Genomic DNA, 18372 nt, shown 5'->3' with positions numbered 1-18372 from the left:
CTCCTCAGGCAAAGCAAAAGGGCGACCTCCGGGCCGCCCTTTTTTTATTGCTCTAAACATTCCAATAGACGAGTTCAGTCTTCGTCCATTTGCTTGGTATGTTCATGTTTCAGCTTGTGACCCATTTCTGTGAAGGTGCTGATGTTCTCAATCGCAAGCTTGCGGGCTTTATCCGGTTCACCCGCACAGATCGCTTCTACCAAACCGATGTGAGTGTTCGCGCTGTCTTCGATATCGAAATCGAAGTGCGTGATGCGGATGTAAATTGAGAGCTGGTTGATCACGCTCTTATACATATGCGCGAGCCGCGCACTTTCACTGAGTTCGATGATCAGCTTGTGAAGCTCGAAATCGTAGAATGTGACTTCGGTGATGGACACGCCATCCTGCTGGCAGATCTCCTTAAAGACATCCAGTTCTTTACGAAGTCGGATAGCTTTTTCAGGCGTGATCGTTTCTGCTGCCATTTGCGCTGCCTGGCTCTCCAGAGCGACACGCAGATGGTAGATTTCCCAGATATCATGATCGGTGAGCGTGGTAACGCTCCAACCTGCGTATGGCTTCTGTGAGACAAGGCCTTCACTTGCGAGAGTGTTCAACGCCATGCGAACAGTCGTGCGTGAAAGCTCCAAATCCTTGGCAAGCGTACTTTCCGTAAGCTTATCGCCTGAGACATAATGACCTGCCAAAATCTGCTGCCTCAGAAAATCTGCGGCCTGCTCCTCAAGGCTTTGTTTTGAAATCTTCATTGGAACTCAATCACGTCCGTCGTGTTCACTCTCTGCATTGAGCTGTATCACCATTAGCTTGCTGAATAAATGACGAGTTTGGCACTCCAGATATTTGCTTTGTGATTATTGAAGGAGCTGCGCGATTTAGGTATATTTTGCTCGTGCATTTGCGAAAAGGCAGCGTCGGGTTTCTTTTCTGCTCCGGCAAAGTTTTTAATGACTCTAAACTAGGAATGGTTTATTCTTGAGTTAGAGATGCATATTTTGATTGACGACAGACGCCGGAAGACGCATAGCTAATACTATGAGACTCACTCAACAAACCAACTATGCTGTACGTGCCCTGATGTATTGTGCGGCAAATCCTGACAAGCCAAGCAAAGTTGCTGAGATCGCGGCTTCGTTTTCTATGTCGGAAACCCACCTTTTCAAAATCATGAAGGTGCTCGTTGATGCTGACCTGATGAAAACCATCCGGGGACGCAACGGTGGTATCGTGTTGCCACGTCCTGCTGAACAGATCAGCGTTGGACAGGTGGTGCGTGCAACTGAAGAGTCATTCCTTCTTGCTGAGTGCTTTGACAGTGGCCGTCAGGACTGCCCGCTCGTCAACCACTGTGGCTTCAACTCTGTTCTGCATGAAGCGCTGGAAGCATTCCTTGGTGTGCTCGACAAGTGCACGATTGCGGACCTTGCAGATAACCGCGCGAGCATTCGCCATCTGCTGCAGATTGAAGATCCACTTCTGCCAAAAAATATGGCCGCAGCTGAGTAAGCGCGACCCCATAGACGAGATGATCAGGCAGCGATAATTCGCTGCCTTTTTTGTTATTGCGCTCTGAACACAATTGGAGCTGTTCTGGATACCGTCCCGTTTCTCATCGAAGATGGAAATGATGGGAAGGGAGCTGCTGCTTTCACAGCTTTCAATGCAGCCTGATCAAAACGCTTATTTCCGCTCGAACGAGTTAACTTGATCCCTGTCACAGCACCATCACGATGAACAACAAAACTCACACGCACGACACCTGACTTTTTCCGGTTTTTCTCACGACGTGGATACCTTCGGTCAGCTGCACGTTGGATCTTCTTCTGAACCTTGCCCCAGTAGTTGCTTGTCGCCGCATTACCAGCACTATCACCGGAGCCGGCAATGTTGTTACCCTTCTTTGCAGAGTTGGAACCTTTGCGGGCAACTTTGGAACCCCGAACTGAGTTGACATCCGCATTACCAGCTTTCTTGGCAGGCTCTTTCTTAGCTTTTGTTGGAGCCTTTTTCGCAGTTTTCTTGGGTTTGGCTTTCTGCAGCTGCTTTGGGCGTGGCGGTGCCGCGCGTGGAACCGGAACTGTTACTGCTGCAACCTCGGTTTCGACAGGCTTTGCCTCAAGCTCTTTCTTGTCTTCAACTGGTTCTGCAGGTTTCTTTTCAACTGGCTTTAGCTCTTCAAGCTCTTCCTGCTTAGCTTCTTCCAACTTCTCTGGCTCGGATGGTTTTACCTCATCCGGCTGAACAACTTTTTCAAGCTCTTCCAGCTTTACAGGCTCAACTTCCTTTACCTGCTCTACTGGCTTTGGCTGTTCAAGAGGTTGGATCTTGGCGACTTCGAGAGGCTTTACTTCCTGAACTTCAGCTGGCTGGATTTGCTCTGGTTGAATCTGACGCTCAAGAGGTTCCAGCTCTTCCTTGGGTTTGAGTGGCTCAACATCAGCCTTAATCGTAACGCCTTCTGTAACTGGCGCGACCACAGGCTTTACAGCTTGAGGAACAATCGGCTCCACGGGTTGGACTGGTGTGATTTCTGCCTTAGCAACCTCAATTGGCTCTACAGGCTCAACTTCGTTGACTTGCTCAACGGGTGTTTCAGTTTCGATCTCACGTGGTTCGATCTCATCTGGTTGATCTGGCTCGATCGGTTCAACGACCTCTTTAGTGCCAGCAATCAGATCCTCAATTGAACCAACAACCGAAAGCGACGTTGATCGCGTAGAAGCAACCTGAACTTCAGGAGCTCGCGCATAAAACCATGCAAAGCCAGCTGCGTGAACGCTCACTGAAACCAGCAAGGCCGTGGTTAAAGCAGAACCACCAATTTTTCTCCTAATCCCACGCTTCATTGTGATGCCCTCACAGTGACAAGTGTGACATCAGAAAAGCCTTGCTTCTTAAGTGCTGCGAGAGTTCTTGCCAGCGTTTGGCCGGAGAGTGCTTTATCGGCGACAACCATCAGAGGTTCTTCACTGCCTTCAAGCGGGGTCAGATCCTCAACCTGAATTGGCTGCTCATTTTGGGTCATCGTTCCATCGGGCGCGATGATCAGCGCTCCGGCGATGAGTTCACGACTGGATTGCTCCTGCGTTTCTGCAGGGCTTACGTTTTTTGCATCGTCCCTATCGATAGAACCTGCAAAGAGGAAGAAAATGAGCATCAGAAACACGATATTGATCAAAGGGATCGTGTTCTCCAATGTCCTCTTTTGTGGTTTTGTCTTCAGACGCATTCTTTAAACTTCTTGTTTCGCAATATTCTGAATTCAATTGCCGACAATCGTGGCAGACCAGCCTGCTGTTTTGAGCATCTCGAGCGCACTCACAACATCCTGCACAGTGGATTCTTTGGCTGGAATAATCGCAACAGGGCGGTTCTTTTCAATGCCGGCTTCTTCAAGTGTTGCAATCAACACTTCAACCTTTACTCGATCACCATTCACCGACAGCTGTCCTTCTGCGAAAACCTGCAGAAGGATAGGAGACTGTTCCATCTGGCCTACGCCTTCGGCACCAGATGTCACATCCAGCTTCTGATAAATCGAGAATGTGGATGCGAGCATAAAGAACATCAGGAGCAGGAAGATCACATCAATAAGAGATGTGAGACCTGGAGCACGGCTACGTTTCGGGGCCTCACTAAGGCGCATCGTGAACCACCTCAAAACGTGGCTCTTTGCCGACACGCTCTACTTCTTCTGTCTGTGTCGCAATTGATGTCACAGCCCCAGTGAAGAGCTCAGTGACGATTTTCTCCATAGCACCCTGCTCTCGTTCAATGCGGCCTTCAAAGAGAGACAACATCACAGAGGCCGGGATCGCAACGGCAAGGCCGACAGCAGTCGTCAGAAGCGCTACCCAAATACCACCAGCCAAAGTGGATGGATCAACCTGAGAACCAGCATCTGCCATAGCTTGGAACGCACCAATCATACCCAGCACAGTACCGAACAAGCCGAGTAGCGGTGCGATTTGGGCGATCATGTCCAAAGCGCGTAAATAGCTGCGAAGATCTCCCAAATGCGTAAAGCAGACGCGCTCTACGTCTTCGCGCACTTTCTCTTCAGGCACCTGAGGCTTCATAAGACCGCGCATAGCGTGGGCCAGGACATCTGATACTGGAGAGCGATCTGTCACCACGATCTTATAGGCTTGATCCCGCTTGCCAACGCGCCAGAAAGCAACGGCCTGTTCTGCCTTGCGGTGGCGACCAACACCAGCCACCCAGAACTGCCAGAGCTTTGCGAAAACAATTGTCAGAGCAAGCACACTGATAACCAGCAGCAATCCAACGACGACGCCACCTTTTGCGAGCAGATCCATAAACGGACTTACTGCTGCGGTCAGGCCTAGGTTTTCAATCATGGCATTCATTCTGGAATTCTCGTAGTTTTTCTAGTTCGGTTCTGCAGCGGTTCAGAGTGTTAGTTCTATCGCAGCGCGAGAAGATACATTCAATGAGTCTAAGCATCTAGCTGGAGAGACATTTTCAGCTCCCTCACACTGGCTGACGTCATTGATAAGCAGCGAAGAGATGTCTGCACAACTGCTGGATGGAAGATCATACTGCTGAACGCGTGTTTTTCCGGAAGGTAGGCGACCTGTTTTCATGCTGAGGAAATCGGAGATTCCGCCAGTACTATCAAACACTACCAGATCCAGAGCCAGTTGCTTGATCTCATCTTGCAGGTGATTGCGTACAAGAAGGCTTACACGGCATCCGCTTTGTGTAGTCTCAGCTTTGTTCAACTGGAGAGCGATCACCGGATTGCTTGTCGTGTTTGCTGCCTCAACCGCAGTTATCTGCGTTATCCACAAGGGAGCAAGAGCGAGAGAAAACAGCTTAACCAACTTATTCATAGGACCCCAACCCAAAAATTCAAACCTAGTTGCAAATGCAAATCAGTCGCAGATATCAAGGATATCGTGGGCTGGCTGGCTGTTGAGGGAGAGAGAAACAGCTGGCTTGCGCATCGATACTAAACCTGCCCCAGGACGGAATACTGAAGGACGCGATCTCCAGGATTTAACGAGCAGGCATTGCACTTGTAATAAAACATGAATAAGAAAGTCAAGAATTAAACGCGATAGAGCCCCCCTAGCTCTTGAGGGTATCGCGACTGTCCACTCTAGCCAAAATTGGGGAAAGGCTGAGGCGAATGACTGACATGGAAAAAACTCAGGAAAGCTCTCAAAATCAGCCACATGAGCGCACTGTAGATAGCAAGGCACTCTTTGGAGATGAGCGTGAGATCACAATCTCCCACCGCGAGGATCTCTACCGATTGTCGATCACAAAACTTGGCAAATTGATTCTCACTAAGTGAGCAATTGGCCATGAAAAAAGCCGGCCTGAGATGAGGCCGGCTCTTTCCTTTAGACTGTGCTGAGGCTTAGTTCAGAGCCTGCTGCAGAGCGAACGCGTCGCCTTCGACCTTGAACAGGCCGTAGGAGCCAGGAACGTCGCCAGCATTATCGAAGTTCAGGTCGCCAGATGCGCCTTTGTAGTCGATGTCTTTACCAGCAGCGATCAGCTCAACTGCTTTCTTCCATTCGCCTGGAAGAACTGCTTCGCCCTGACCATTAGATACTGCAGACATCGCTTCGGAAACCTTAGCAGCGTCACCACCAGCTTTCTCCAGAGCCAACGCCATCAGGAATGCAGCATCGTATGAGTTGGATACGAAGATTGCATCTGGGTTGCCACCAACGGACTTGTAAGCTTCGTTGAAGATTTCAAGGCTGTGGGACTTCTCGCCGACTGGAGAAGACGCGATGAAGGTTGTCAGGTTTTCAGCGCCTAGCTCGCGAATGATTGCGTCGGACTTCATGCCGTCGCCGCCAACGAAGTTGGTGAAGAAGCCGTTTTCCAGCGCCTGACGCAGAATGGTCAGGCCAGTGCCATCACCGTAGTCGAAGATAACGAGTGTATCAGCACCACCGCGGGAAAGCTCAGCAAGGTTGGAACGGTAAGACGCCTTACCTTCTTCGTGGGCTGCGTAGCCAGCGATTTCGCCGCCGTTTGCTTCAAACTCAACCTTGAATGCGTTTGCCAGACCGCTGCCGTAGTCGTTGTTCAGGTATGCAACAGCAACTTTCTTGGTGCCGAGGTTCAGCAGAGTACGTGCAAGAGAACGCCCCTGGAAGTCATCAGACGGCACAGTACGGAATACCTGACCTTTGTCTTCCAGACCTGTGATTTCAGGGGAAGTACCGGATGGTGTGATCAGAGTGATGCCAGCTGGAACGGTTACGGAGTTTGCAACTGCCAGAACAGAACCGGAGCAGTGTGGGCCGATCAGGCCAGCTACCTGCTCGATGTTTACGAGTTTGGTTGCTGCATCAACACCGTTCTGTGGGTTACATGCACTATCACCAACAACAGCTTCCAGCTTCTGGCCACCCAGAATGCCGCCCTGCTCGTTTACCTGCTGAATAGCCAGTTTCGCAGAGTCCAGCATTGGTGGAGCCATTGCTGCGATCGGGCCAGAAATACCTCCCAGAAGACCGACTTTCACATCAGCCTGAACAGCGTTGGATGCAAGTGCAGTAGCGCTGAACAAGCCTGCTGCCAATGCGATTTTCTTAAGCATCAGTTCACCTCCAAAGAGCCCTGTTTTAAACGGTTTCCGGATTGATCAGGGCGTTAAAATTGATTTTCTATGAGTGCTGGCGTTACTTCGCTGCACTTTCTTGTTTTTGAAAGGTTTTGACTTCTGGTCTGTCTGCAGTTCCCTGAGGTTCCGGCAAGATACCTTCCGGTCTGAACCGAAGGACCAACTGCAGAAGCAAGCCAATGATGAATACGCGCATATACTTTGCCTTGATGGCGTATTCGGTTGGCAGCTGGTCCGTTACAAACTCAGAGGCAGACCAGATGATCCAGACAACGGCAACACCGAGAAGTGCACCGCGGTTGTTTCCTGAGCCACCGAGGATCAACATAATCCAGATCAGGAATGTGGCGATCATCGGATCGATGGCTTCTGGGGTTATGGAACGGTTAAAGTGAGCAAAGAGCGCACCACCAAGGCCCATCACAGCAGCCCCGAAGATGAATGCTTCCAGACGGCGGGCTTTGATATCCTTACCCATCGCCGTTGCGGCATCTTCATTGTCGCGAATACCGCGCATCATACGGCCCCAAGGGGCAGAGATCTGGCGTTCAATCGCCCAGTACACAACTGCAACAATTGCCAGAACCAGCGCGAGATAGGCCAGCTGCGAGTACAGATAAGACAGATCACCGAATGGACGTGGGATCTTGTTGACGCCACGCGCACCGCCGGTCATCCAACCTTCGGACTTGACGACGAGACGGATGATCTCAGCCACACCAATGGTCGCGATTGCCAGATAGTCGGAGCGGAAGCGCAAACACACCTTGCCAATTGGCCAAGCGATCGCACCAGCAGCGATCATCGCCCCGATCCAACCGATTACAACAGGTAACTGGAAGCCACCTAGGTGTACGGAGGATTCTGGTGCTGTCAGCAGTGCTGATGTGTAAGCACCAACCGCAAAGAAACCAGCGATACCGGCGTTGAAGAGACCTGAAAAGCCCCACTGAATGTTAAGACCAAGAGCGAGAAGGGAGTAAATGCCGATAAAGATCGCCATGAACACCGCGTAGTTAAGCAGACCGATGAGTTCCATGGTTCGTCTCCCTCCTACAGAACTTTACCCTTGAGCAGACCGGTTGGCCGCACAAGAAGGATGAGCAGGAGGATCGCAAATGCCATGGCGGCCTTGTACTCTCCCGGGATAAACAGAACGGATGTTTCTTCGGCGATACCCACGATGAGGCCGCCAATAACAGCGCCTTCTACGCGTCCGACACCGCCAAGAATTGCAGCGGCGAACATTGGCAGGAGCATTGTCCAGCCCATGAGAGGTTTCAGCTCTGTATTGATGCCGAGAAAGAACCCGGAGGCTGCACAAAGGATGCCGACAATGCCCCAAGTCAGCATCGTGATCTTGCGGTTATCGACACCGGAAAGCAAAGCGAGATCCGGATTGTCGGACATGGCGCGCATGGCCTTGCCCCACTTAGTCTTCTGCAGGAATGCCCAGAGCACGCCAACAATCACAAACATCGCGATGATGGTGTAGATCTCACGATCACGGATGCGAATGCCCCAGTAATCTTCCGGACGAACGATACCGCGGGTGTAGGTTTCAGTATCAACACCCCAGATCACCTGAACAACAGCACGCAGCATCAATGCGATGCCGAGTGACGACATCACGACGATGATCTTCGGGCGCTCGGAGAGGTAATCATAAAACACTTTATCGATACCGATGGCCATGATGGCACAAACGATCATCGCAACTGGTAGAGCAACCCAAGGGCTCACACCAAAGATGGTCACCACACCCAAAGCTGCGAAAGCGCCAAGAGTTGCAAGGTCACCGTGCGCGAGGTGCGCAAATCTCAAGATGCCGAACACAAGCGTGATGCCGACCGCGCCCAGAGCGTAGATAGAACCCAGCACGATCCCCGGCATGAGGTAAAAATTGACGAATTCCATGAATGGCATTGGATTTTCCCTTATTACCCACCGAGGAACATTTCAGCGACTTCACGATCTGCGAGCAGCTCCTGACCGGTGCCCTCGTGCCGGTTGCTACCAGCGGCGAGAACATAGCCTTTGTCAGCAAATGCAAGCGCCTGCTTGGCATGCTGCTCTACAAGCAAGATCGAAAGACCTGCATCACGCAGGTTGCGGGTGATCTCAAAAATCTGCTCCATGTACTTTGGAGAAAGGCCAGCAGTTGGCTCATCCAAAAGAAGCAAAGACGGGTCGAGCATCAGCGCGCGGCCCATCGCAACCATCTGGCGCTGACCGCCAGACAAGTTGCCAGCCAATGCGTTGCGACGCTCTTTGAGATCAGGGAACAGGGTGTAGACCCTTTCCAAGCTTTCAGAAATGTCGCCTTTCCGAAGGAAGGCACCCATTTCGAGGTTTTCGTGAATGGTCATCTCACGAAAGATGTTGTTGACCTGAGGAACGTAGCAGACACCGTGTTGAACGATGCGGTTTGGCTTCCAGCCTGCAATGTCGGTTCCGTTGACAACGATAGAACCACCACGAACTTTCAGCAGACCGAAGATCGCTTTCATCGCAGTCGACTTGCCAGCACCGTTCGGGCCAACAATCACAACGATTTCCTGCTCGGTCACCTGCATATCGACACCCTGCAGGATGTCTGCATCACCGTAACCACCACGAACGCCTGTCATGGTGAGGATTGGTTTGCCGGAGTATTTTTGTTGCGCGGAGTTTTTGGACATTGGTTGCTCTGCAATTGCTTGAGAAGTCATTAGAGTGCAGCCTCCCCAACCGTTTCTCCCAGGTAGGCTTCCAGCACACGCGCATCTGAACGAACGGTCTGGAAATCACCTTCGATGAGAACAGAACCTTCGGCCATACAGATGACCGGATCGCAAAGCTTCTCGATCATCTCCATGTCGTGCTCAATCAGAATGAAGGTGTAACCGCGTTCTTTGTTCAGGATTAGGATTTTGTCTTCCAAACGGCGCAGCAAAGTACGGTTGACGCCTGCAGCTGGCTCATCCAGCAGAACAAGCTTTGCGTCAGTCATCATGGTGCGGCCAAGTTCAAGAAGCTTCTTCTGTCCCCCCGACAGATTGCCAGCACGCTCATTTGCAACGTGGGACAACTCCAGAAACTCAAGGGTCTCCAGAGCTTTCTGGCGTACTTCTTCTTCTTGCTTTTTTACGCTGCCATAGCTGAGCCAGTTCTGGAACAGGCTTTCCCCCTTCTGTGAAGGTGGAACCAGCATGAGATTTTCCAATGCAGACAGACGATGAAACTCGTGCGGAATCTGGAAGGTGCGTACCAAGCCTTTGTGAAACAGCTGATCAGAGCTGAGGCTGGTTACATCTTCTCCCAAAAAACGAATTTTTCCAGCAGTTGGCTGAAAGGCACCGGCAATGAGATTGAACATTGTGGTTTTGCCAGCGCCATTCGGGCCAACTAAACCTGTGATTGTGCCTTTTTGAACCGAAAACGAGCAATTATTTACGGCTCTAAAACCGCCGAATTGCTTCGACAGCTGTTCGATTTCCAGCATTATTATCCCCCCAGACTGCAAAGGACTGGCGTTTTATTGTTGTCAAGCTCCTACCTAATGCCCTCAGTAGCATATTATTTCAAGGCAGAAGTCCGCGCCTTTTGCAGCCATAACACTCGATTATTGTGGTTCTGTCTGGACAAGTTGAGTGAAACTTTCCAGATTCCATTCCCTTACAACCTTCCCATAAGTTGCAAGAAAACAGCTTCGACTGCGCATATATTGCCTGAAACATATAGATAATTCCACTTATATGCGCAGTTTCAATGGTTTTTAGAACAAAATAATTTCACAAATTAGGTAATTTTCGCAGCAATCTTACAGATCGCTGCGCACCTGCCAAAGTTCTGGAAACAACACAGTATCCAACATTTTTTTCAGGTATGGCGCTCCAGAGGTGCCTCCGGTGCCCATTTTGCTTCCAATAATGCGCTCTACGGTTGTGAGGTGATTGAATCGCCACCGCCGAAAAAAGTCTTCAAAGTCGATTAGCTTCTCTGCTAGATCGTAGAAATGCCAATTATCGCGCGGATTGCGATATATTATTTCCCAAGCCTTCTGAACAGACGCATCGGTTGTATAAGGTTTCGTAACGTCTCTTTTGAGCACTTCATTCGAGATTTCGAAGCCAGCACGTGCCAGAGCGCGCACCATCTGATCATAGATGCCGGGAGCCTCATAAATCTGATGAAGCCACTTTGAAACTTCAGGCATATGCTCATGCGGTTTCATCAGCGCCGGGTTCTTGTTTCCAACCACAAACTCGATCGCCCGATACTGATAGCTCTGGAAGCCAGATGATTTGCCAAGACTGTCGCGGAAAGTGGTGTAGTCGCTCGGCGTCATGGTACGCAGGATATCCCAGGCACCATTCAGTTGAGAGAAGATTTTGTTTACGCGAGCCATAAGCTTAGAGACCTGAGCAAACTCATCCTGAGCCAGACAATTGCACGCCTCTGACATTTCCCGAATTGCCAGTTTCATCCAGAGTTCGGCTGTCTGGTGCTGAATAATGAACAGCAGCTCATCGTGTGCATCTGTCAAAGGTGCTTGCGCTCCCAAAACATCTGACAGGCGTAGGTAGTCACCGTAGGACATGTTTTCTTTGAAAGAGAGCTCAGCCCCGTGATGCTCCATTTCGCGATTAATGCTCTCAACCATGCTTATGTAACCTTGCTTTTCTGGTGGTACTCCGGCTTGTCCCAGAGATCACCTGCAATAATTTCTTCCAGAATTTCAGCTGCTTTAAAGACGTCTGCGAATGAGAGGTACAGCGGTGCGAACCCAAAGCGAATGATGTTTGGTGCACGGAAGTCTCCGATCACGCCACGATCAATAAGCGCTTGCATTACTGCATAACCTTGCTCGTGTCGGAAAGAGACCTGTGAACCGCGCTTCATTGGATCAGTCGGTGAAGCCAGCTCCAGGTTAGGACAACGACGTTTGACCTCTGAGATAAACAGCTCACTCAGCTCAATGGACTTGGCCTGCAATGCTTCCAAATTGGTATGATCAAATACATCCAGAGAGGCATTTAATGCAGTCATGGCAAGCACTTGCGGTGTACCAACCCGCATCTGATCTGTTTTTGCAGAGGGCGTGTAGCCCAGATCAAACGCGAAGGGGGCGTCATGGCCCATCCAGCCTGTTAGCGGATTACCCGAAGTAGCCTGATGTTTTGGCGCGACATACACAAATGCTGGAGCGCCAGGACCGCCATTCAAATACTTGTAGGAACACCCAACAGCGAAATCGACATTGGCTTCCTTGAGATGAACGGGAAATGCACCTGCAGAGTGGCACAGGTCCCACATCGCCAGCGCACCAACTGAATGCGCCTTTTCGGTGAGCGCTGACATGTCGTGCTTGCGGCCAGTTCTGTAGTCAACTTCCGTCAGCATCATAACGGCAACGGTTTCATCCAATGCAGCTTCAACTTCTTCCGGTGCGACCAGACGAAGCTCGATATCGCCGCCAGTCAGCTCTTTGAGACCCTGCGCCATATAAAGGTCTGTCGGGAAGTTGCCTGTGTCTGAGAGAATGACTTTTCTTCCCGGACGCAGCTTCATTGCTGTTGCGAGGACTTTGAAGACATTCAAAGATGTGCTGTCAGCACAAATCAGAGTGCCTTCTTCAGCGCCAACCAGTTTTGCAATCCGGTTGCCTACTCTGCTTGGCAGATCAATCCAGTTATGACAGTTCCAGCCCTTGATGAGGCTCTTGCCCCATTGCTCTTCAACCGCGTTGGTGAGAACTGAAGACACATTTTTGGGTAGAGCGCCCAGAGAATTGCCATCCAGATAGATAATCCCATCCGGAATTGAGAATAGCTGCTGCAAATGAGCAAGTGGATCAGCTGTGTCTCTTTGCTCAATGCTTACTGCATCCAGTTCCACTGTCAGGCCCCCTATTATCTTTTTGTGATCGTGCTCGGATTGGCATCAAATAGAAACCGAGCAGCGATTCCATTTTTTTAATATTTCAAGTTTAAAGTATTTTTAGCAACAGTTTCACCACGAAGTCTAGGTAAAAAGTATTATCTGGAAAAATCGGAACAAATATTCTAAATATGCAAAAAAGGAAATAAATCTGGCTCGGCTGAGCCGATTTGACAGCTATATCTTGCAATAGCGCTGAATTTTAATAAGCAGTACAATTGATCATCAGGGGCAGATCCAACTTCTTAGCGTAACAAAGGAAAGATCCGCTCACGGCCAAAGACCTGTGTCAAACAAGAATGGAAAAGGCCGGATCACTGTAAGGAAGATACCCATGAAGAGCGCCCTAAGAAAGACAGAGGCGCAAACCTGGCCAGAACCAAAACGCCAGTTTGCTGCGCTGCCTTTCAAAAAGAATAAAAAAGGTAAACTGCAAATTCTTCTGATTACTTCCCGCGAGACCAAGCGCTGGGTTCTCCCTAAAGGCTGGCCTATGAAGGACTTAAATGGTGGGGAAGCTGCTGAGCAGGAAGCCTTTGAAGAAGCAGGTATTCGGGGTGAGCTTACCGAACAAGCTGCAGGTATCTATCATTATCCTAAGCTGCGCGTGACCAAAGAACCAATTCCATGCCGCGTAAAGGTGTTTCCATTGGAAGTCACAGAGATGCTTGACGATTGGCCTGAGAAGGATGAACGCACACGGAAATGGTTCTCCGTGCGCGATGCTGTTCATGCTGTTGATGAGCCAGAACTGAAGGCATTGCTGGCAAACTGGTCTCCAGAGGAAGACTGATTTTCGGTTTGTTTGTCAGGCCCGCTCAGCTTTAAAGCGTCGCTCCAGCCAACGTACTCCCTGAGAGACAATCAGGATCAGCACCAGATACTCCAGCACCAGGACTGTGTAGATCTCTAGTGGTCTGTACTCTGTGACCACGAGCTCGTTTGCGCGTCTTGTCAGATCTTGAAGGCCAATAACGGACACGAGGCTGGACATCTTCAGCATATACACCAGCTGATTGCCCAGTGGAGGCAGCATGCGACGGATGGCTTGGGGAAGGATGATGAAGCGTAGGCGCTGGAAGTAACTGAGGCCGAGCGAGTGACCGGCTTCGATCTGCCCTTTATCTACGGACTGAATGCCCGCTCTGAAAATCTCCGCCTGAAATGCACTGTCCGACAAAGCGAGCGCTAGCACGCCTGCCCAGAAGACATTGATCGAGATATTCGCCACAACTGGCAGGCCATAATAGACCCAGAAGATCAGCACAAGGCTTGGCACTGAGCGTACCACTTCAACGTAGGTTCTGTTGAAGGCAAGGCCAAACTTGTTATCTGAGAGACCCGGCAGCGCGACAAAGAGACCAACGAGCATAGAAATGGCGATTGCGGTAAGTGAAACACTGATTGTTTCTTGCAGCCCTGCAATCATGAAACCGAGATTAACTCTGCCCGTCTCCGTTTCCGGTGAGACCACATACCAGCCCCATTGATCTCCAGAACAGCCCGCCAAAACAACTGCCAATGCGGCGAGCACTGCTGCATTTCGGAATTTCAAGGTATCCACCTTCCAATGTATAAAGAGCTGCCGCCAGAAGCCAAAGATGCAAGCAGCTCATGTATCTGCCTCAACACAGATAAATTGCCGGACACAAAACCTAGAGTGTCGTGCGCTCTTATACAAATCTTATAGGGACTTACCGCACACAATTAGTTGAAGTCATTTTTCTTACCAAAACGGCATTGTAGTTGGCGCTAAAATGACTAGTTTTGCAGTGGGCCAGATTCCAACTGCGTTTCAAGGAACTCTCATGAAGATGCTACGCTCATTTCTTACTTTACTTTTTGCCGTGGGCACGTTGTTCTCCGGCTCCGCATTTGCGCAATCCGCGCTCAATGAAATTCTCGACTCTGGTGAGCTGAAGGTTGGAACAACCGGCGACTGGAACCCAATGTCTGTCCGTGATCCTGCCAGCAATGGGTATAAGGGTTATGACATTGATATCATGAATGAGTTGGCCACTGATCTTGGCGTGAAGCTCACCTTTGTTCCTACTGATTGGAAAACACTGGTGAACGGCATCGTAGCTGGCAAGTACAACTTGACCGGTTCCGCCTCCATCTCTCCGAGCCGCATGAAGGTGGCTGGTTACTCCGAGAGCTACATCTCCGTTGAGATTCTGCCGTTTACGACCAGCAACAAAGTTGAACAGTTCAACAGCTGGGACAGCATCAACCAGAAAGACGTGACTGTCGCGACTACTCTTGGCACCACCTTTGAGAAGCTGAGCAAAGAATGGTTCCCGAATGCGACTATCAAGGTTGTTGAGGCCCCTGCTCGTGGATATCAGGAAGTGCTCTCTGGCCGCGCTGATGTGTTCATCACTTCCAACATTGAAGGCGCAACGTTGAAAGCCAAGTTCAAACAGATCACCAACGTGCCGGTTGCTGAGAGCAGAAACCCAACACCAATCGCGATGTTGATGCCGCAGGATGATCAAGTCTGGATCAACTACATCAACAACTGGATCAAGATTAAGAAGATGAATGGCTTCCTAGATACGACAGCCCAGAAATGGGGACTGGCGCAGTAAGAAGCTGCTCATAAAAGCAAAAAAGGCGCTGCATTTGCGGCGCCTTTTCTTTTGGTTTCAGCATTCCCTATGCATCTACCTGAATGAACTTCGCCACCCAGTCTTGCATGGCTTTGCGATTGATATCAATGGAGGTCGCCGCATGAGACAGTGACTGCATCGCCTGCCACCAACGCTGGCACTTGGGCTTCAATTTCAGCTCACCACCAAACAGAGACGCGAGCTGCTGTGCCTGAGAGAAGGTGGTTGCAAAAGCGCATTCAGCCAAAGTGACATGATGGCCAACTGCGTATGGCGCTGCCTCGATCATATCTTCCAGACGCTCGAACGCGGCGCTCATGTCTTCAATCAGTTGCTTGTAGATCTCATCGCCCGGCGACTTTCCAGCCTTGATCGGTGCGTAGAAGGCTCGGACGGAAGGCTCAATACGAGTGTCGTGTAACCCCATGAGAGCACGCACCTGCGCGCGTTCAACAGGGTGTTCTGGTAGCAAGGCTGGAGAAGGTGCGGTTTCTTCTAAGTATTCAAGGATCGCATTTGAATCTGACAGCGCTGCGCTTTCATCCTTCAGGCCTGGAATAGAGCCTGCCGGAACAATCTTTTTATATGCTGTTGATCCATACCCATCAGGCGGCGGCACTTCGGCGTAATCCAGTTCCTTCATGTCCAGCGCAATGCGAACTTTCGCGCAGAAGACGGATTCTGGATAGGCAAAAAACTGTATCATTGGATCACCAGATTGTGCTTAGCAACGGTGCTGCTTCACGCACATGCTTGGGAACACGCGGTAGACAAGAGCACCTCGGGAGGAGGACGCAATACAACTTGTGTTGCACTGCAAACTTGGTGTTTCTAGCAGTCTATGAATTGTTGCGCCACTTCAACCTTTGGGTACGCTGTATTTTGGGCGGCATTATGCATTGCCGCCATCAGCCTTTATCGCATGGGTCAGAGCTGCTTGGCGCTATCTAAGTTCACCTTGAAGATCATGAGATCATCGCGGCGCTCGACCTCACCTTCCAGAGAGATCAGCAGAGCAACCCAGTCTTCAACCTCAGAACTCAGAGGCTCACCGTTTTCATCTGCCAGAAGGAAAAATTCACTGCCCAGTAGAGGTGTGGTGGTGACGAAGACGGGAGGAATGCCACCAATAATGCAGAGATTAGCACAAGCTTTATGAGCTAAGCCCACACCCGGGCGCATTGCACCGTTGTAGCACTTGCCATCACAGATCTCACCGGTGAGGCGCCATTTACCAAGATGCTCAGCAGGTGCCGGAGTGAAGTTCGGCACCGGATTTTCAGCAGCACGCAAGGAGACCTTGCCACCAACCTGCAGCATATCCAGATCACCACGTTTGAGCAGAATGCCGCCAGCATCGACAGGCTGACCATTCAGCGGCCCCGCAAGCTGCTGCATTCCCCGCTTGCCAATGCCTGAAATCAGCATGGCATGCGGTTTATCGCGGCCATCCTCGCCTGCTGGAAGGCGCAGAAGCGGATAGGGTTTGGCATCTACATACCCCGTGAAGGTTTGATAGCCCGCACCCCAAGCAAAACGGGCATCGCCGGGATCAGGCACAGACGAGCCAATACCCAGCGCGACACCTGCAGCAGCGCCGACCAATACGGCTGAAATCAGAAACAGGAAACCCTGAAGGCTCTTGGGTGGCTTTTTCGCCCAACCGATAAAGAAGGGATCAGGTTTCTTCTTGGCCATTAGCTTCCCTCCGCAACCATCGGGGATACGACAGGTTCGACATACGTGCCCGGAGGCAGTGCCTCAATGTTCAGCCAGAGGCGTCCATTTTCCAGCTTGAGCCGATAGGTGGAGATCTTCTCCGTGAATGGCGGAGGTGATTTTCCATCTTCCAGACGATACTGATAGCCATGCCATGGGCATGTCACACAGCCATACACGATCTTACCTTCTCCAAGAGGTCCATTCTGGTGGGCACAGACATTGGAGATTGCTGAGAGCTTCTTACCGTTTCTGAAAATGGCCACACGCTCATCATCTGTGATTGAGATAATCCGTGCCCGTTTGTCCGGCACATCCTTTGGATCACCGGCATCCATCCATTTACCCGTGTCATCGACGTCATTTTGCTGCGTGTCTATAAGATGCTCTTTGCGAGCCGCGAGCAGATGAAGCGTGACGACCAAGGCAACAGATGCACCGACTGCAGTGGTCATGAATGGACCAGCAGCGCTTTGAAGTGCACCAAGAGCAACGTGAGCCACGATCAACGCATATGCCAGATAGATGCCCATATGGAGGAACTTCCATAGGGTTGGCTTTAGAAAGTGGAGCCAGAAATCATGACTGGTAACGGCGAGGATTGTCAGGATCAGAAGAGCAAATACGCCGAGTATTTCAAAAGGAAATCCGAGGAAACGGTCAAAGCTTGTGTTGACCATGAAGACTGAAACATAGCGGTTGATTGGTGAGAATGCATTGTACCAACCAAGGATATTGTCGACATGGAAGTAGGCCAGAACACAGGTGATCACACCCAGATGTCTGCGGTTATAGAGCAACGGCAGGAATCGCTTATCCAGGCGAGCCATTGGGCCGATGCATAGGATGAACGTAAGTAGGAAAAAGACACAGGTTCCGAAGGCCTGCGCTTTGTAGATGTCCCAATCAATCGGTCTCGTCACCGTTTGGAACATGGGCGCCACGTAAATGTAGATTCCCAGATAAGCCCCAACGGTTGCCAGTACGACAGCATCGTAGACAAACTTCGTTCGGTTCCAGATCACTGGCACATATTTAACACTCACTGGTTTGCCTCCAGAACCGATTTAGCAGCATCATCAAGGGGAACGGGTGGTTCTTCGTGCGTTCCGGTGGGGCGCATCAAAAGTGCGAGCCCAAGAATGATTGGAATGAGAAAGGCCAGAACGAACCATATGGTGCGGTGGGCTTTGCGGTAGGCGCGTTGCATTACTTTTTGCCCTCCTGCTCTTTGTGCAGTTCGGCTTCTTCTTTATCCAGCAGGATCTTCTCACCTGAGCGCTCCAGTGCTACCCAGCGAGCAATAACGATTGGCCAGAGCAGAATAAGACCTGGGATAATTTGCAGACGGAACAGAAAAGCTCCACGAGCCGCCAGCTCAATACGCCCTAGCCCGATGGTTATGAAAGCGAGGGCCACGATCAGACCAATCACGCAGTAAATTTGTGCAATCAGAATAATACTTTCAGCAACAACCATATCTGCAACCTACTGATCTTGTTCTGT

General features: G+C 50.6%; 23 protein-coding genes. 4 read left to right on the top strand and 19 right to left on the bottom strand.

All coding sequences use genetic code 11. The features are described 5' to 3' along the window. Positions 1 to 74: 74 nt before the first annotated feature. Positions 75 to 749, bottom strand: coding sequence for a GntR family transcriptional regulator (locus tag PJE062_RS23035; RefSeq protein ID WP_008552300.1), 675 nt, complete (start codon positions 747 to 749; stop codon positions 75 to 77). Between the two features lie 286 nt (positions 750 to 1035). On the opposite strand from PJE062_RS23035, the gene rirA reads away from it, so the two are divergent. Beyond that, on the top strand, positions 1036 to 1506 hold the full coding sequence (rirA, locus tag PJE062_RS23030) for an iron-responsive transcriptional regulator RirA (RefSeq protein ID WP_037038081.1): 471 nt from the start codon (positions 1036 to 1038) through the stop codon (positions 1504 to 1506). A 53-nt stretch (positions 1507 to 1559) separates the two neighbouring features. Here rirA and PJE062_RS25875 read toward each other — a convergent pair whose 3' ends face one another. Genes PJE062_RS25875 through PJE062_RS23005 form a run of 5 tightly spaced genes read right to left on the bottom strand, consistent with a single transcriptional unit; the run spans position 1560 to position 4856 of the window. Then, positions 1560 to 2846: a TonB family protein gene (locus PJE062_RS25875; RefSeq protein WP_008552417.1), complete on the bottom strand. Its 1287-nt coding sequence runs from the start codon at positions 2844 to 2846 to the stop codon at positions 1560 to 1562. After that, entirely contained in the window at positions 2843 to 3229 is a 387-nt protein-coding gene (locus PJE062_RS23020; RefSeq protein WP_008552463.1) for a biopolymer transporter ExbD, read from the bottom strand. The genes PJE062_RS25875 and PJE062_RS23020 overlap by 4 nt, the downstream gene beginning before the upstream one ends. Before the next feature lie 33 nt (positions 3230 to 3262). Next, positions 3263 to 3646 (bottom strand): biopolymer transporter ExbD, encoded by a 384-nt coding sequence (locus tag PJE062_RS23015; protein WP_008552420.1) that lies wholly within the window; start codon positions 3644 to 3646, stop codon positions 3263 to 3265. Next, positions 3636 to 4361 (bottom strand): MotA/TolQ/ExbB proton channel family protein, encoded by a 726-nt coding sequence (locus PJE062_RS23010; protein ID WP_208982449.1) that lies wholly within the window; start codon positions 4359 to 4361, stop codon positions 3636 to 3638. Before PJE062_RS23010 ends, PJE062_RS23015 begins: the two co-directional genes overlap by 11 nt. A 51-nt stretch (positions 4362 to 4412) precedes the next feature. Continuing rightward, entirely contained in the window at positions 4413 to 4856 is a 444-nt protein-coding gene (locus PJE062_RS23005) for a hypothetical protein (protein ID WP_008552288.1), read from the bottom strand. 299 nt (positions 4857 to 5155) lie between these two features. Here PJE062_RS23005 and hemP point away from each other — a divergent pair, with 299 nt between their 5' ends. Further along, complete coding sequence (gene hemP, locus PJE062_RS26990) at positions 5156 to 5323, top strand: hemin uptake protein HemP (protein WP_014283935.1); 168 nt, start codon at positions 5156 to 5158, stop codon at positions 5321 to 5323. Between the two features lie 66 nt (positions 5324 to 5389). On the opposite strand, the gene PJE062_RS23000 is transcribed toward hemP, so the two are convergent. The 7 genes from PJE062_RS23000 to kynU all read right to left on the bottom strand — a co-directional run bounded on the left by PJE062_RS23000 (position 5390) and on the right by kynU (position 12493). Then, on the bottom strand, positions 5390 to 6589 hold the full coding sequence (locus tag PJE062_RS23000) for an ABC transporter substrate-binding protein (RefSeq protein ID WP_008552403.1): 1200 nt from the start codon (positions 6587 to 6589) through the stop codon (positions 5390 to 5392). Positions 6590 to 6671: 82 nt separating this feature from the next. After that, positions 6672 to 7652 (bottom strand): branched-chain amino acid ABC transporter permease, encoded by a 981-nt coding sequence (locus PJE062_RS22995; protein ID WP_008552374.1) that lies wholly within the window; start codon positions 7650 to 7652, stop codon positions 6672 to 6674. A gap of 14 nt (positions 7653 to 7666) precedes the next feature. Continuing rightward, positions 7667 to 8539: a branched-chain amino acid ABC transporter permease gene (locus tag PJE062_RS22990; protein ID WP_008552312.1), complete on the bottom strand. Its 873-nt coding sequence runs from the start codon at positions 8537 to 8539 to the stop codon at positions 7667 to 7669. Positions 8540 to 8553: 14 nt separating this feature from the next. Then, positions 8554 to 9324: an ABC transporter ATP-binding protein gene (locus PJE062_RS22985; RefSeq protein WP_008552293.1), complete on the bottom strand. Its 771-nt coding sequence runs from the start codon at positions 9322 to 9324 to the stop codon at positions 8554 to 8556. After that, entirely contained in the window at positions 9324 to 10097 is a 774-nt protein-coding gene (locus tag PJE062_RS22980) for an ABC transporter ATP-binding protein (protein WP_008552365.1), read from the bottom strand. Before PJE062_RS22980 ends, PJE062_RS22985 begins: the two co-directional genes overlap by 1 nt. Before the next feature lie 318 nt (positions 10098 to 10415). Continuing rightward, positions 10416 to 11258, bottom strand: coding sequence for a tryptophan 2,3-dioxygenase (gene kynA, locus PJE062_RS22975; protein ID WP_008552450.1), 843 nt, complete (start codon positions 11256 to 11258; stop codon positions 10416 to 10418). Between the two features lie 2 nt (positions 11259 to 11260). Further along, on the bottom strand, positions 11261 to 12493 hold the full coding sequence (gene kynU / locus PJE062_RS22970; RefSeq protein ID WP_008552442.1) for a kynureninase: 1233 nt from the start codon (positions 12491 to 12493) through the stop codon (positions 11261 to 11263). 376 nt (positions 12494 to 12869) lie between these two features. On the opposite strand from kynU, the gene PJE062_RS22965 reads away from it, so the two are divergent. Continuing rightward, positions 12870 to 13328, top strand: coding sequence for an NUDIX hydrolase (locus PJE062_RS22965; RefSeq protein WP_008552431.1), 459 nt, complete (start codon positions 12870 to 12872; stop codon positions 13326 to 13328). A 15-nt stretch (positions 13329 to 13343) separates the two neighbouring features. Here the strand turns inward: PJE062_RS22965 and PJE062_RS22960 are convergent, their stop codons facing one another. Continuing rightward, entirely contained in the window at positions 13344 to 14099 is a 756-nt protein-coding gene (locus PJE062_RS22960; RefSeq protein ID WP_198136900.1) for an amino acid ABC transporter permease, read from the bottom strand. 193 nt (positions 14100 to 14292) lie between these two features. Between PJE062_RS22960 and PJE062_RS22955 the strand changes: the two genes are divergently transcribed. Continuing rightward, positions 14293 to 15126 carry a transporter substrate-binding domain-containing protein gene (locus PJE062_RS22955; RefSeq protein ID WP_208982448.1) on the top strand — a complete coding sequence of 278 codons (834 nt, stop codon included), beginning with the start codon at positions 14293 to 14295 and terminating at the stop codon, positions 15124 to 15126. 67 nt (positions 15127 to 15193) lie between these two features. Here the strand turns inward: PJE062_RS22955 and PJE062_RS22950 are convergent, their stop codons facing one another. The 5 genes from PJE062_RS22950 to PJE062_RS22935 all read right to left on the bottom strand — a co-directional run bounded on the left by PJE062_RS22950 (position 15194) and on the right by PJE062_RS22935 (position 18345). Continuing rightward, complete coding sequence (locus PJE062_RS22950; RefSeq protein WP_008552400.1) at positions 15194 to 15853, bottom strand: glutathione S-transferase family protein; 660 nt, start codon at positions 15851 to 15853, stop codon at positions 15194 to 15196. Between the two features lie 221 nt (positions 15854 to 16074). Next, on the bottom strand, positions 16075 to 16845 hold the full coding sequence (locus tag PJE062_RS22945) for a hypothetical protein (RefSeq protein WP_037038080.1): 771 nt from the start codon (positions 16843 to 16845) through the stop codon (positions 16075 to 16077). Further along, positions 16845 to 17912: a Rieske 2Fe-2S domain-containing protein gene (locus tag PJE062_RS22940; RefSeq protein ID WP_008552475.1), complete on the bottom strand. Its 1068-nt coding sequence runs from the start codon at positions 17910 to 17912 to the stop codon at positions 16845 to 16847. The genes PJE062_RS22945 and PJE062_RS22940 overlap by 1 nt, the downstream gene beginning before the upstream one ends. Next, complete coding sequence (locus tag PJE062_RS26430; protein WP_157039310.1) at positions 17909 to 18076, bottom strand: hypothetical protein; 168 nt, start codon at positions 18074 to 18076, stop codon at positions 17909 to 17911. Before PJE062_RS26430 ends, PJE062_RS22940 begins: the two co-directional genes overlap by 4 nt. Next, positions 18076 to 18345 (bottom strand): hypothetical protein, encoded by a 270-nt coding sequence (locus PJE062_RS22935; RefSeq protein ID WP_008552383.1) that lies wholly within the window; start codon positions 18343 to 18345, stop codon positions 18076 to 18078. The genes PJE062_RS26430 and PJE062_RS22935 overlap by 1 nt, the downstream gene beginning before the upstream one ends. Between the last annotated feature and the right edge of the window lie 27 nt (positions 18346 to 18372).

The organism is Pseudovibrio sp. JE062 (genome assembly GCF_000156235.1).
Classification (GTDB): Bacteria; Pseudomonadota; Alphaproteobacteria; order Rhizobiales; family Stappiaceae; genus Pseudovibrio.
This window is presented reverse-complemented; position numbering and strand designations above follow the sequence as displayed.

Bases quoted from the DNA above. Each gene is read 5' to 3' on its own strand.
- PJE062_RS22985 (WP_008552293.1), bottom strand. From the start codon at position 9,324: ATGACTTCTCAAGCAATTGCAGAGCAACCAATGTCCAAAAACTCCGCG.
- hemP (WP_014283935.1), top strand. From the start codon at position 5,156: ATGACTGACATGGAAAAAACTCAGGAAAGCTCTCAAAATCAGCCACAT.
- kynA (WP_008552450.1), bottom strand. From the start codon at position 11,258: ATGGTTGAGAGCATTAATCGCGAAATGGAGCATCACGGGGCTGAGCTC.
- PJE062_RS23035 (WP_008552300.1), bottom strand. From the start codon at position 749: ATGAAGATTTCAAAACAAAGCCTTGAGGAGCAGGCCGCAGATTTTCTG.
- PJE062_RS23000 (WP_008552403.1), bottom strand. From the start codon at position 6,589: ATGCTTAAGAAAATCGCATTGGCAGCAGGCTTGTTCAGCGCTACTGCA.
- PJE062_RS26430 (WP_157039310.1), bottom strand. From the start codon at position 18,076: ATGCAACGCGCCTACCGCAAAGCCCACCGCACCATATGGTTCGTTCTG.
- PJE062_RS23015 (WP_008552420.1), bottom strand. From the start codon at position 3,646: ATGCGCCTTAGTGAGGCCCCGAAACGTAGCCGTGCTCCAGGTCTCACA.
- PJE062_RS22950 (WP_008552400.1), bottom strand. From the start codon at position 15,853: ATGATACAGTTTTTTGCCTATCCAGAATCCGTCTTCTGCGCGAAAGTT.
- PJE062_RS22955 (WP_208982448.1), top strand. From the start codon at position 14,293: ATGACTAGTTTTGCAGTGGGCCAGATTCCAACTGCGTTTCAAGGAACT.
- rirA (WP_037038081.1), top strand. From the start codon at position 1,036: ATGAGACTCACTCAACAAACCAACTATGCTGTACGTGCCCTGATGTAT.
- PJE062_RS22965 (WP_008552431.1), top strand. From the start codon at position 12,870: ATGAAGAGCGCCCTAAGAAAGACAGAGGCGCAAACCTGGCCAGAACCA.
- PJE062_RS22935 (WP_008552383.1), bottom strand. From the start codon at position 18,345: ATGGTTGTTGCTGAAAGTATTATTCTGATTGCACAAATTTACTGCGTG.
- PJE062_RS25875 (WP_008552417.1), bottom strand. From the start codon at position 2,846: ATGAAGCGTGGGATTAGGAGAAAAATTGGTGGTTCTGCTTTAACCACG.
- PJE062_RS22980 (WP_008552365.1), bottom strand. From the start codon at position 10,097: ATGCTGGAAATCGAACAGCTGTCGAAGCAATTCGGCGGTTTTAGAGCC.
- PJE062_RS23005 (WP_008552288.1), bottom strand. From the start codon at position 4,856: ATGAATAAGTTGGTTAAGCTGTTTTCTCTCGCTCTTGCTCCCTTGTGG.
- PJE062_RS22945 (WP_037038080.1), bottom strand. From the start codon at position 16,845: ATGGCCAAGAAGAAACCTGATCCCTTCTTTATCGGTTGGGCGAAAAAG.
- PJE062_RS23020 (WP_008552463.1), bottom strand. From the start codon at position 3,229: ATGCGTCTGAAGACAAAACCACAAAAGAGGACATTGGAGAACACGATC.
- PJE062_RS22990 (WP_008552312.1), bottom strand. From the start codon at position 8,539: ATGCCATTCATGGAATTCGTCAATTTTTACCTCATGCCGGGGATCGTG.
- PJE062_RS22995 (WP_008552374.1), bottom strand. From the start codon at position 7,652: ATGGAACTCATCGGTCTGCTTAACTACGCGGTGTTCATGGCGATCTTT.
- PJE062_RS23010 (WP_208982449.1), bottom strand. From the start codon at position 4,361: ATGATTGAAAACCTAGGCCTGACCGCAGCAGTAAGTCCGTTTATGGAT.